At 64.5% G+C, this 12,185-nt stretch carries 14 protein-coding genes; 2 read left to right on the top strand and 12 right to left on the bottom strand.

Translation table 11 applies throughout. From position 1 onward, the window contains the following. Window positions 1–120 precede the first annotated feature (120 nt). A complete protein-coding gene (locus tag AC0J42_RS14835; RefSeq protein ID WP_473006745.1) occupies window positions 121–1,017 on the top strand; it encodes a LysR family transcriptional regulator in 897 nt (298 codons plus the stop codon). Between the two features lie 116 nt (window positions 1,018–1,133). Here the strand turns inward: AC0J42_RS14835 and AC0J42_RS14830 are convergent, their stop codons facing one another. The 3 genes from AC0J42_RS14830 to AC0J42_RS14820 form a co-directional block, all read right to left on the bottom strand. Then, the gene (locus tag AC0J42_RS14830; protein ID WP_473006744.1) at window positions 1,134–1,925 is read right to left on the bottom strand and encodes an NYN domain-containing protein; all 792 of its coding nucleotides are present in this window, start codon (window positions 1,923–1,925) and stop codon (window positions 1,134–1,136) included. Window positions 1,926–2,295: 370 nt separating this feature from the next. Continuing rightward, complete coding sequence (gene yidD / locus AC0J42_RS14825; protein ID WP_473006861.1) at window positions 2,296–2,499, bottom strand: membrane protein insertion efficiency factor YidD; 204 nt, start codon at window positions 2,497–2,499, stop codon at window positions 2,296–2,298. Next, window positions 2,499–2,741, bottom strand: coding sequence for a DUF4177 domain-containing protein (locus AC0J42_RS14820; protein ID WP_416424308.1), 243 nt, complete (start codon window positions 2,739–2,741; stop codon window positions 2,499–2,501). The genes yidD and AC0J42_RS14820 overlap by 1 nt, the downstream gene beginning before the upstream one ends. A 298-nt stretch (window positions 2,742–3,039) precedes the next feature. Here AC0J42_RS14820 and AC0J42_RS14815 point away from each other — a divergent pair, with 298 nt between their 5' ends. Beyond that, a complete protein-coding gene (locus AC0J42_RS14815; RefSeq protein ID WP_416424307.1) occupies window positions 3,040–3,339 on the top strand; it encodes a hypothetical protein in 300 nt (99 codons plus the stop codon). A 229-nt stretch (window positions 3,340–3,568) separates the two neighbouring features. On the opposite strand, the gene AC0J42_RS14810 is transcribed toward AC0J42_RS14815, so the two are convergent. From AC0J42_RS14810 to AC0J42_RS14770, 9 genes are all read right to left on the bottom strand, one after another. Continuing rightward, window positions 3,569–4,531 carry a PDR/VanB family oxidoreductase gene (locus AC0J42_RS14810; RefSeq protein WP_473006743.1) on the bottom strand — a complete coding sequence of 321 codons (963 nt, stop codon included), beginning with the start codon at window positions 4,529–4,531 and terminating at the stop codon, window positions 3,569–3,571. Next, window positions 4,528–5,532, bottom strand: coding sequence for a Rieske 2Fe-2S domain-containing protein (locus AC0J42_RS14805; protein WP_473006742.1), 1,005 nt, complete (start codon window positions 5,530–5,532; stop codon window positions 4,528–4,530). Before AC0J42_RS14805 ends, AC0J42_RS14810 begins: the two co-directional genes overlap by 4 nt. A gap of 24 nt (window positions 5,533–5,556) precedes the next feature. After that, a complete protein-coding gene (locus AC0J42_RS14800) occupies window positions 5,557–6,372 on the bottom strand; it encodes an SDR family NAD(P)-dependent oxidoreductase (RefSeq protein WP_473006741.1) in 816 nt (271 codons plus the stop codon). 27 nt (window positions 6,373–6,399) lie between these two features. Then, the gene (locus AC0J42_RS14795) at window positions 6,400–6,813 is read right to left on the bottom strand and encodes a VOC family protein (protein WP_473006740.1); all 414 of its coding nucleotides are present in this window, start codon (window positions 6,811–6,813) and stop codon (window positions 6,400–6,402) included. A 24-nt stretch (window positions 6,814–6,837) separates the two neighbouring features. Beyond that, the gene (locus tag AC0J42_RS14790) at window positions 6,838–7,899 is read right to left on the bottom strand and encodes a C45 family autoproteolytic acyltransferase/hydolase (RefSeq protein ID WP_473006739.1); all 1,062 of its coding nucleotides are present in this window, start codon (window positions 7,897–7,899) and stop codon (window positions 6,838–6,840) included. After that, window positions 7,896–8,732, bottom strand: coding sequence for a polysaccharide deacetylase family protein (locus AC0J42_RS14785; RefSeq protein WP_473006738.1), 837 nt, complete (start codon window positions 8,730–8,732; stop codon window positions 7,896–7,898). Before AC0J42_RS14785 ends, AC0J42_RS14790 begins: the two co-directional genes overlap by 4 nt. Before the next feature lie 117 nt (window positions 8,733–8,849). Further along, window positions 8,850–10,271 carry an APC family permease gene (locus AC0J42_RS14780; RefSeq protein WP_473006737.1) on the bottom strand — a complete coding sequence of 474 codons (1,422 nt, stop codon included), beginning with the start codon at window positions 10,269–10,271 and terminating at the stop codon, window positions 8,850–8,852. A 314-nt stretch (window positions 10,272–10,585) separates the two neighbouring features. Further along, window positions 10,586–11,053 (bottom strand): Lrp/AsnC family transcriptional regulator, encoded by a 468-nt coding sequence (locus tag AC0J42_RS14775; protein WP_416424299.1) that lies wholly within the window; start codon window positions 11,051–11,053, stop codon window positions 10,586–10,588. A gap of 82 nt (window positions 11,054–11,135) precedes the next feature. Continuing rightward, the gene (locus AC0J42_RS14770) at window positions 11,136–12,185 is read right to left on the bottom strand and encodes a YncE family protein (protein ID WP_473006736.1); all 1,050 of its coding nucleotides are present in this window, start codon (window positions 12,183–12,185) and stop codon (window positions 11,136–11,138) included.

Genomic DNA, 12,185 nt, shown 5'->3' with positions numbered 1-12,185 from the left:
CATCCATTGTGAGAGTAAGAGAACCGTCGCCACGAGTTGATTTTCGAGTAAACCACCCTGAAATGGAATTCCTTCATTTTTCTCAACAGCTGTTCCATAATGGAACAAAAGGAGGGGTGGATGGACCGATATAGCGACATGGCAGTCCTGGTTGCAGTAGTTGATGCGCGTGGATTTTCACCTGCAGCTAGGCAACTGAATATGACCCACTCTGCACTCAGCAAGCGGGTGCAGCGCTTGGAGGAACGCTTGGGCGTCCAGTTGCTGCTCCGTACAACGCGGCAGATGAGCCTTACGGAAGCCGGGGAGCTTTACGTTGGCGAAGCACGGGAGATTCTGGAAACCATCAGGGCGTTGGAGTTGTCTGTCGTCTCTGAATCCGAGACGCTTCGCGGGCAATTGAAAATATCCGCTTCCAATGTATTTGGCCGCTATCATGTAGTGCCAATGCTGGTCGATTTCATGAAAGCACACCCTGACATCAAGGTCGATCTGGTATTGACGGATGACTTTGTTGATATTCGGCGAGAAAAAATCGACGTAGCAATACGCCTTGGCGAAATGGGTACTCCCGGGGCGGTCTCATGTGCAGTTGGGGTCAGTGAACGTGTCATCTGCGCCGCTCCAGAATATCTACACCGGTTTGGTCAGCCCTCCAATCTTGCCGATCTGGCAAAGCATATTTGTTTAGGCTTGAACTTTGAAACAAGTTTTAATGATTGGGGTATTTCTCAGTCAAGCGGCCGTGCACCTACATTTTCCGACAGGTTTTCATGCAATAGCGTCGAAGCGCTTTATGCGGTGTGCCTAGCGGGTGAAGGGGTATCTCAACTGCCCACGTATATCGTCAAGGATGATATTAAATCTGGTAGGTTGCATCGGCTGTTCGAGGGGGTATTTACCCCACCTTCTTCCACTGTTTATGCCGTCCGATCAGAAAGTAATTTCGTGCCGGGGAAAACCAGGGCATTGATTGCTTTTCTTCAAGAGCGGTTTCGGGCATACGAGGGCGTTTGAAGTTTGGCCACGGAAAGCTTCAGTTGAACGGGTGACCAAACCCGGCCGCTGTGTAAGCGGCGAGGGGAGGTTAGTCACCTGGTCGGACAGGCACGCTGATCTCCCAGTGTCCAAGCTTACTTACTCGCCACCTTATGCCGCGCATACATCGAAGTAGCTCCCCCAGAACCACCCCGCGCCTGCAACTCAAACGCCTGCGGATAAGCCTTGATCAAGTCACTCAACTTCTTGAACCCATGAGTCCGAGGATCAAACTCCGGCCGCAGCTTGGTGATGTTCGTGCCCAGGGCACCCAACTGCGCCCAGCCATCCTCATCGGCAATGTCATCGAGGATCTTGGTAATGAAACTGATCGGCGCCTTGGGCTTCTTGGGTTTGTCCGCGGCAACCGTTTTAGCTGCATCCGGCACCACGGCTGACTCAACCGATGGCTCAGGACTTAGCGCCGGCGCAACTTCATCGCGCAGCAGTTCGATGTAGATGAACTTGTCGCAAGCCGCCACGAACGGCTTGGGCGTTTTTTCTTCGCCGAAGCCGTACACGGTCAAGCCTTCTTCGCGCAGGCGCGAGGCCAGGCGGGTGAAGTCGCTGTCGCTGGACACCAGGCAGAAGCCGTCGAAGCGCCGGGTGTAGAGCAGGTCCATGGCGTCGATGATGAGCGAGCTGTCGGTGGCGTTCTTGCCCTTGGTGTAGGCGAATTGCTGGATGGGCTGGATGGAATGGTCGAGCAGCACTTTTTTCCAGCCGCCCAGTTGTGGGCCGGTCCAGTCGCCGTAGATGCGTTTGACGCTGGCGACGCCGTATTTGGCGATTTCCTCGAAGAGGCCTTCGACGATGGCGGCTGGGGCGTTGTCGGCGTCGATTAGGACGGCCAGGTGTTTTTGGGCGGTGGTTGCGTGGGTGGCCATTGGGCGTCCTTGATGGCGTGGGGGCTGAGGTTACCTTACACCATGGTGGGTGTGGTGATGCGGTTGGCCAGCGCAGCCTTCGGCAGCGGCAACGGAATTGGGCGCTGGGTGAAATGTTGGCGGTGGTTGCCCAGGTGGTTGTGCAGATTTCGCGTAGCGGCGCATTAAAAGCTCGCTGGCAAGCCAGCTCCCACAGGACGCCAGCTGGCGCGAGATTGCAGAGGTTTGGGTGGAGCAGACCGGAGCCTGGCAACTCGACCCACAACCCAATACGCTATTTAACATAATATACATTATGCGTAGTGTCGTATGCGAAGGTCTGGGCCAGGTGTGGCGCTTTTCAAACGCCGAATCCAGCCCAAACCCACCCTCAGGGATAATCAACACCACCGTTCGGAAACCTGCACCGACCAATCCGCTTCAGCGCCAATCCCCAGCCGCTCAACGCTCCGTGCTTCTGAGTCGCCAACAACGCGTAATTCGAACAGCTCGGCTCGAACCTGCACGCATCCCTCAACCGCGCCGGCGCGACACGTTGGTAAAGCCGGATGCCGTACACCGATACACGAACCATCATGCCGGCTTGCGCAACGATATGACGTGGTAGCTCGCCAGCGAGTCTTTCTTCCCGCGCAAGGCGTCGAGGCATCCGGCCTTGACCGCGACGCCAATCGAGTCGATGCGGTAGAACTCCCAGCCTTCGGCCGCGTGTTGGTTGACGACGTGCTGCAGGTACAAGGCGGCTTCGTTGCCACGGTGCTTGCTGGCCTGGACCTGAATGGTCGGCGGCACTTGGACCATCTTGTAGGTATACATCGCGCTTCCTTGGGTCTGCTGCCTGGTGATAGGTGTCTCGGACGTTAACGAATCCCGTTGATCGAATGCACGCCAGGCGTTGTGTGGTGCTGGGGATTTTCCGATTTGCCGTATTCACCGGGACGCACGGCTAAAGAATGGCCGATGAATGCCGATTTATCATTGAAATTCAAAGCGTTGCAGCATGAAAAGCGCGCTCCTACGCGAAATCCAGGTGTGCCCGTAGGGGTAATGGGCACAGATTTCACGTAGGAGCACGCTTAAAAATCGAGAATTTGAGCCAAGGAGCGGTCGTTTGATGTTCTACCAGGTGAAGTGGCCGGTCATGATGTTACTTGCCGTGGCAGCCGTTGGCCCCGTACAGGCAGCGGATATGGTGGGCGCCGTAGCAGACGGCGTCGCCCAGGCCTCGCATGCGCTGACGTGCAGCTTGTTTGCCCATGACAAGGGGGCCACGGGCAAGGCCATTCAGCGGTCCTGTGTACGGCAGGCGCAGCAGGATTTTGCCCGCCAGCCGGATCGTCGCACGCTGCAGGACTGCATCAAGCCGGGTAACCTGATTGACGATGACGTGCGCAATTGCATGAAAGGGTTGTAGGATAGGCACCCTCCTTCATCGTCTTTCCCAGACTCCAGCGTTAACTCAACTAAAGAACTATTTAGTTGAGTTATCTTTGCACGTTCGTCTCGCCGTTCGCCTCCCTCACTTGCCAAACCACCATCCGTTATCCATCGCTTCGCAAGGCGCGACCATTATTTAATACGTATTACGTACGATTCCAGTGCCCGCCTCCGCGCTGGGCCAGGACGCGGCCTTTGGGCCGCTGCTACAGGTCTAGTAACAGTGTGGGGGTTTTCGCGCGTGAACAGCACACCATCATCACGTTGTTGCGCGCCCGCTCGCGGTCTGTCAGTAGCATGTCGCGATGGTCCGGCACGCCATCCAGTACCCGCGTTTCACACATTCCGCACACGCCCTGCTCACAGGACGACGGCACCTCGATGCCGACGTCGCGCAACGCATGCATGATCGAACGATTCGCCGGCACGTCCACCTCCAGGCCGCTGCGCGCGAGGATCACTTTCACCTCACCACCCTCGCCCGCTGCCACCGATACCGGCGCTGCGCTGAAGCGCTCCAGGTGCAGGCGCTGCCCCAGTTCCTGGGCCTGGAAGCGCGCGGTCAGGGCGTCCAGCAATACGCCGGGGCCGCAGCTGTAGGTCTCGGCGCCGGCGGCGGCGCGGGCGGCGATGGCGTCCAGGTCCAGCAGGCCGAACTCGTCGGCCGGGAGGATTTGCACGTGGTCGCCGGCATGGGGCAGCAGGCGTTCGAGAAATGCCATGGACGCCCGCGAGCGCCCGCCGTACACCAGGTGCCACGGCACCCCTGCCCGCTCGGCCGCCAGGATCATCGGCAAAATTGGGGTGATGCCTATGCCACCGGCGACGAACTGGTAGGCCGCCGCCGGCGCCAGGGCGAAGGCGTTGCGCGGCGTACTGATGGCCAGCATTTGCCCCACGCGCAGCTCTTCGTGGATCTCCCGTGAACCGCCACGGCCCGTGGCCTCGCGCAGCACGGCAATGTGCAGGTGGCGTCGGTCCGACGGATCGCCGCACAACGAGTACTGCCGCACGGTGCCCGACGGCAGGCGCACGTCGATGTGCGCCCCTGCCTGCCACTGGGGCAGTTCATCCGCGCCCAGCGCCCGCAGCTCCAGGGCCATGACGCCCTCGGCCTCCAGGCGCATGGCGCTGATCAGCACCTCCCGGTCCTGGGCCGGGCGGTTCATGCCGCACCTTCCGGCACCGCGCGGTCGATGAACTCGCGGAAGGCGCGGCGGTAGTTGAGGGTGAACAGGTCGGCGGGCACCGAGTGCTCGACGAACACGCCGTCCCAGTCGATTTCCCGCGGGAAGATGCCGGCGGCGATGGGCATGTCTTCCAGGTAGACCATCTCTTCGATGCGCAGGTTTTCCTCGAGGCTGGCGCCCTTGAAGTCGACGGCGTTGGCCACGCCCCAGAAGATTTTCACCTCGTCGTAGGCCACCGGGCACGGGAAGCCGGCGACCACGCGCTTGCCCAGGCGCTCGTAGTCGTAGGTGATGGTGGCCAGGCCCGGGGCGGCGCAGTGGTAATACATCATGCAGTCGCCGTCGTTGGCCCACTCGCCATCGCCGGCGTCCAGTGGCCGCTCCATGACAATGTCGAGGCCGTCGCGGCGCACCTTCAGCGGTTCCACCACGTGCTTGCTGGGGCCCATGGAGACAAAATGCACGAAGGGGAAATGCGCCACGTCGCGGAAGTTCTCGATGGCCACGGCCACGCCGGTGGGCGAATGCAGCGGCTCGGCGGCCAGCCATTGCAGCTCCACGTCTTTCCACTGCTGGGGGTCGTAGAGGTCCTCGACCGGGTCTTCCAGCACCGTCCACACGTGGGCGAAGCGCTCGATGACGCGGTAAGTGGCAATCTTCGCCTGGGGCGGGATCTTGCACTGGTCTTCCAGCGACGGCACGTGGCTGCACTTGCCGTCGGCGGCCGCGAACTGCCAGCCGTGGTACGGGCAGGCAATGTTCTCGCCGTGCACCTGGCCCAGGGCGAAGTCGGCGCCGCGGTGCGGGCAGCGGGCGTCCTGCACCACGGCCTGGCCGGAGGCGGTGCGGTACACCACCAGGCGCTGGCCCAGCAAGGTGGCCGATTGCGGCGTGGTCAAGTCGACGCTGCGGGCCACCGGGAACCACTGGCGGCGCATGGCCGCTTCGGCGCGTTGGCGTTGAGTCATTGTATTGGTCATGTTCGTGTCCTCATCAGGCCTTGCTTAGATACCCACCACCAGCGCACCACCGTTCACCGCCAGCACCTGGCCGGTGATGAACGCCGCCTCGTCACTGGCCAGGAACGCCACGGCGGCGGCGATTTCCTCGGGGTGCACCAGGCGGCCGAGGGGAATGTTGGCTTTTTCGCCTTCCACGTATTCCTCCGGCACCATGCGCGTCAGGATCGCGCCCGGGGTAATGGCGTTGACCAGAATCCCCTGCCCCACGAACTCCTTGGCCATGGTTTTCATCAGGCCCAGCTGCGCGCTCTTCGAGACCATGTAGGCGTAGGAATGCCCGTCCGGCACCTGGCCCCACTGCGAGTTGATGAAGATCACCCGCGGCGCGCGGCTGTTGCGCAGCGCCGGCAGTGCCGCGCGGGTCAGGTACAGCGGCGCGTGCACGTTGATCGCCAGCAGTTGGTTGAAGTTGGCGTCGTCGGTGGCTTCAAGGCCGGTGAGCGAGTACATCATCCCGGCGTTGTGCACCAGGATGTCCAGCTGGCCGAAGTGCTCCACGGCCTGGGCAATCAAGCGCTCGGCGTTGTCGCGGGTGGTGATGTCGCAGGCCAGGGCGATGGCCCTGCCGCCTGCCTCATTGATCTCGGCGGCGGTGGCCTGGGCCACGTCGGCGTCGATGTCGTTGACCACTACCGCGGCGCCACGGGCGGCCAGCAGGCGGGCGTGGGCACGGCCGGCACCGCGGCCGGCGCCGGTGACCAGGGCCACGCGGCCAGTGAACCTCTGCGCCTCGTGGGCCAGGTCCAGCACGGGCTGGGGGGCGAGCTTGGCGGCTTGGGCGGAAACAGTCGCTGTCATTTTATTGTTCTCCAGGTGGCCAGGGCGTCAGGCTTTGTGCGGTTCGGTGATGTAGAGCATGTTGCCGTCGGGGTCGAACATCGGCCGGTAGCGGTAGTGGGTGCCGCTGGGGTGCTGCCAGGCGATGGGCTGCGCAGTCACCCACTGCACCTTGCCGTCCAGGTAGGCGATGGCCTCGTCCAGGTTCTCCACCTCGAAGGCGAAGGAGTCGAAGCCGGGCTGGTCTTCCACGTTCACGGCGGTGCGGCGGGCCACGCGGGCCGGGCTGTCGGTGTGGAACAGGTACAGGGTCAGGTTGCCGGTCTCGATGGCGGCCCAGCGTTCCTCGGCCACGTAGGGCAGGAAGAAGCCCAGGCCCAGGGTGCCGTGGTAGAAGTCCACCAGGCGCTGTACGTCGTGGGTGAGGATGTCCATGTTGTCGATGCGTTTGAGCTTGAGCATGCGTGGTTCTCCGTTGGGTATCGGTCAGGAATGGTTGACGTGGGCGCAGGGCCCGCCCGCCAGGGCTTGCAGGGTGCCGGCCGGCACGTCGAGCACCACCGTGACCAGGGTCTGGTACTGGTCGGCGCTGCTGGCCGGGTCCGGGTGGCAGCACACGGCACCGGTGCTGCCCAGGTGGCTGTTCATGGCGGCGATGATCTGGCCGGCGGCAAGGTCGCGGCGGTTGGCCAGGCGCCGGGTGAGCAGGTCGTGGCGCACCAGGGTGTCGGGGTACGTGGCCCACTCGGTGTCGCCGGCCTTGGCGCGGCCATCGAGGAAATGGTTGGTGTGCACCAGCAGGCCGTCGGCGCCGGGGAACACGAAGGCCGGGCCTTCGGGGTACAGCTCCACCGACACCGCGCTGCTCTCCCCGCCCTGGGCGGTGACCACGGTCAGCACGCTGGACGCCGAGAAGCGGGTAGCGGCCAGCAGCTGCAGGGCGTCGTTGAAATCGGCGGTGCTGTCCAGCAGCCAGCGCGACGCCACGTGCACCGGCACACCGATGCCTTGGCCGTCGGTGGCGTGGTGAAGAATGTTGAAGTGCACGCCCAGGCCTTGCCGGTTGACGCCGATCTTGCCGACGATGCCGTACTCGGTCACCGTGGTGGTCATGCGCCCATCGCCATGGGGGATCTCCCACACCAGCCACTGCGGGGCGAATTGTGCGTACCAGTCCCAGGTCTGTACCGAGATGGGCATGGGCGACTGCGGGTCGAGATGGACGACGGTGGAGCACTCGCCACGCAACGTGGCACCGGCGTAGGCAAGGATCTCGGTGCGGGCGTTGATGGCGCCCAGCTCGCGAGGGTCCAGCCCTGCCCCTTCGGCCATGCCGAGGATTTCGGCGTGCAGGGGTGGTGCGAAGGCGGCGATTTTCTCCAGCGCCTGGGCGCCCAGGCCCAGCAGGTCCACGGGGCGTTGCGCGGTGCGCTCGAACAGGCCGCGATAGGCCTGCACCGATGCCTTGATCTGCGCGGCGTGGCATTCGCCGAACTCGCGGCCACGGCCATGGGGATCGCTGACGGTGGAACGGAAGACGTAGGTCATCGTGTGCGCTCCAGCTGCGGCGCCACCTGGGCGGCGACTTCATCCAGGCGCGCGAACCACACGTCGCCGTCGCTGACCAGGCGCTCGACGAAGCGCTCCAGTTGCTCGAAGCGGGCGGCGCGGCCGATCACCTCCGGGTGCATGGTGAAGGTGGTGTGGCGGCCGTCGCGGCGCGCCGACTCGTACTCGGCCAGCCACACGTCGGTGAGGGTGCGCGGGTGGGTGAAATTGCCGCCGTTGTCGATGCCCCAGCCGAACATCGGCCAGTCGTCCAGCGACCAGTGCACCGGCAGCTCGAGGATCTGCTGGCCGTTGCAGCGCTCGAAGTACGGGCGGTCGTCGCCCATGCAGCTGGAGTCGTACTGGAAGCCGTGCTCGACGATCATCGCGAAGGTCTCGGGGGTCAGCTCCCACGACGACGAGCGATAGCCGGCGGGCTTCGGTGCGCCAGCGCGTTGCAGGGCTTCCAGGCCGCGGTGCATTTCGTCCTGCTGCTCCTGCACGGACACCTTGTCGCTGCGCAGGTGCAGGTGGCCGTGGTGGCCCACTTCGTGGCCGGCCTTGAGCAACTGCTCGACCAGGCCGGGGTGGCTGTCGGCGGTGTGGCCGGGCACGAAGAACGAAGCCTTGAGGTGGTGGCGCGCCAGCAGCTCGAGGATGCGCGGCACGCCACGGGTCACGCCGAAGCGCCCCTCGGACAGCGCGGTCAGGCGCCGCGCAAAGCTGGGGCTGTCGCCCAGCAGGCCGGCCTCGGCGTCGACGTCGAAGGTCAGGGACACAGCCACGGGGCTGCGGTTCGGCCACACGGGGCCGAATGAGTGATCAATGCTCATGGCGAAGTTCCTTGAAGAAAAGTGTTCCCGTAGCCGCTGCCGAAGGCTGCGCTGGCCAGGGAGTTCAACCGGGATGTCTGCGTTGCAATGCGGGCCAGCGCAGCCTGGCGGCAGCGGCTACGTGCGCAGGGGCACGGCCGGAGGCTGCTTGCGGTCCTGCCACTGGCGCCAGCGGTACATGACCTGGGAAACCGCCAGCACCGCGATGGCGATGGCCACTTCCTTGTAGCCGCCGTAGCCGGTGATGGCGCTGCTGGTGATGCCCACCAGCAGGATCAGCCCGTCGAACAGCGCCAGCGCCGCGGCGATGCCGAGCCAGCGTCGTGGCAGGCGAATCGGCCGTGGCGTGTCGGGCTGGTCCTTGCGCAGCACCACGAAACCGGCCACCGCCAGCAGGTGCGCCAGCACGTAGCCGACGTTGCCGGCCACGATCACCGCCAGCGCGTTGCCCACGAACAGCACCAGCGCCACGTTGATCAACAGCTGCACGGTCACCGCCCGGGCGGGCACGCCATTGCGGTTGAGCACGCCGAACTGGCGCACGGTGAGGCCGTCGCGCGAGCTTTGGTACAGCGCCCGCGCAGCGTCTGCCGTGCCCATCACCGACAGCACCAGGATGCCGGCGATCAGCACCAGGGTGATGCCCGCCGCCCCGCCGCCCAGCAACGCCACGGCGCCGGCTTGCAGGAAACCGTTGGGCTGGTTGGCCAGGGTCTGTTCCCCCAGCAGGCCGGCCAGGCCCAGGGGCGTGAGGGTGAACACCAGCAGCAGGATCATCGCCGACACGCGCAGGGCCTTGCGGGTGTCGCGCACGGTGTCGCGGTACTCGGGAATGAACGACGCTGCCGCCTCCACCGCGTAGGCCGACCAGGCCATCACGAACAGCCACGCCAGCACCGTGCGCGCGCCTTCAACGCCGGCGGGAATGCGCCAGGTGAAGCTGGCGCTGCTCCACAGGTGCGAGGCGAAGGCGCCGCTGCCGAAGATCACCACCGGAATCATCAGCAGCACCCCGGCCAGGGTGATGAGGATCATGGTGAAGCGCAGCTCGATCATGCTCAGCGCCCACGACAGCAGCGCCACGCCCAAAGCGATCAGCTTGGGCAGGTCCAGCTGCACCAGGCCCAGGTCGAGGCTATAGGTTGCGTTGGGCCAGAACTGCTCGGTGAGGATCTGCGCCACCGCCAGGCCCCAGATGGCCGGAGCCGTGGCCCAGGCGAACCAGTAGGCATAGGTGGCCAGCGGGCCCAGGGCCGGTGCACGGCGGCTCCAGGCCTCGTTGGCGTACAGGGCGATGCCGCCGGACTTGTGGCTGAACATGGCGCCCATTTCCGAGTACACCCAGTTATGCAGGGCGGCCACCGCGGCAATGGTGGCCCACAGCGCCACCGCCGCCCAGGCGCCGATGGCGCCCATGGAATAGCCCAGGCCCACGAACAGCGCCGCGGGCAGGCTGAGGGTGATGGCGACGCCATCCCACCAGCGAATCGTCTTCTCGAAACCTTGCTGCGGCGCGTGGCCGTCGGTGCTCTCGTGCATGGTGTTTCACCCTCATTCGCTATTTTTGTAACAGCTTGTGATGGGTCAATAATAATCATCTTTTCTGCGCATTAGCACGGTTTTATTGCCGCAAAACTGCGCAATACGCAGCTTATGTCGCGCATAGATACGCGATAATTCCATTGATTATAGCTGCACCAATACGGCGCGCAGGCCGCAGAGGGCTTGCAGCGGACAGGTGGGGGCGCGGTGCCCCAGGTCGGGGCACCGATGCGTGTCGCAATCAGATAAATGAAATCTTGCGCAATGCGCGTAAAAAGCCGTGCCGTTATGCGCAGAAGCCAGGTCGGAGGTTACAGCTCGATCTCGGAGGCGGGAATGGTGAAGCGGATCTTGTGCACCTTCACTTCCTGCATCAGCCGCACCTCCTCTACCCCCGGCAAGGCGCGAATGCGCTGCTTCAGCGCCCACAGCGCGTCGTTGTCGCGGCACAGCACCTGCACGCAGATGTCGGCGGTGCCCATGGTGGTGGACAGGTAGCTGACTTCTGTCCAGCGCCCCAGGGTGTCCACCACCCGTTCGTGGTCTTGCGGTGCGACGTTGACGAACATCAGCGCCAGCTTGGCGTCGCCCAGCTTGGCCGGGTTGGTGAACGCCAGGATCTGCAGGATGCCCTGGTCCTGCAGGCGCTTGACCCGGGTGCGCACGGTGGCTTCGGGCACCGACAGGTTGCGGGCCACTTCACGGAACGGACGACGACCGTCTTCCTGCAACTCGCGGACGATGTCCGAGTCGAGGGCGTCGAGTTTTGACATCGGCATAATGGGGTCTCAAAGGCTGCGTACGGGGAACCGATCTGCAGGCTATCAGACTGCATGGGGCGCCGAAACGCCCCATCCACCCTTACTGCGCCTTCAAGGTCAGGACACTGAAGGTGTCCGGGTGGAACTGCGGGTCAGGCTTGGGCACCGCCGTGGTGGGCGCCGGTTGGGTAAAGTCCATCGCCAGCAGGTAGACGCTGGCCCTGGCGGCGTCGAACACCATGTTGTGCGCCCATGGCCGCGTGCCCAGGCTGCCCAGCAGGCGGAAGCTGCCGTCGGCGGCCTTGCCCACCACGCCCAGGCTGGCGTCGGCGCCGCTGGGAATCAGCAGTTGCTGGCGGGCGGCGTCGAACGCCATGGCGTTGACCGCACGGCCGATGGGCAGCGTCTGCAACTGCGCGCCGCTGGCAAGGTCAGCGATCACCAGCTGCGGCTGGCCACCGCGGCAGGCGATGAACAGCCGACCGCCCTGCTCGTCCGCCGCCAGCGCGCTGGGTTGATGGCAACCGGGGTAGCTGAACAAGCGCTGCTGCGCCAGCAGCGGGCCGCTGAGCACGGCGACCTGGTCCTCGTCGCGCAGCGGCACGATGAAGCGGCCATCGCTGAGCCCGATGGGACCGTCGAGCTTGCGCGCGGCAATATCGCGCTGGCCCACCAGCCGGTCGGTGGCCGGGTCCAGCAGGTACAGCGTCGAGTGGTCGCCGCGACGGCCGCTGGTGATGATCACCCGGTCACTGTGCGCGTCATACAGCAGGTTGTTGAGGTTGCCGCTGTCCACCGGCAGGCGCTGCAGCACCTTCAGCTGCGCAAGGTCGAGGATGCCCAGGGTGCCGTCCATGTTGGCCACGTAGGCGCGGTTGTGCCCGGGCACGAACGCCACGGCGTTGGCGCCGCCAGTATTGGCGAGCGTCGGCAGCGCCTGCTGCTTGTCGACGTCGAACGGTGTCAGGCCGTTCTCGCGCCGGGCAATCAGCAGCAGCGGCCGGGCCGGGTCCAGCGCGGCGAAGCCCCAGCTGTGGCCGCTGCCAGGCAAGGTGCGCACGGCGCTGGTGCGGTACAGCAGGCCATCGTCGGCCTGGGCCTGGCTGCCCAGCAACGCCAGGGCCAGGGCCATCGCTTGCAATGTGCGCAT

Source organism: Pseudomonas sp. Tav-5-1A, from assembly GCF_055755055.1.
Note: the sequence above shows the minus strand (reverse complement) of the source record. Positions and strands in the feature narration are given on the sequence as shown.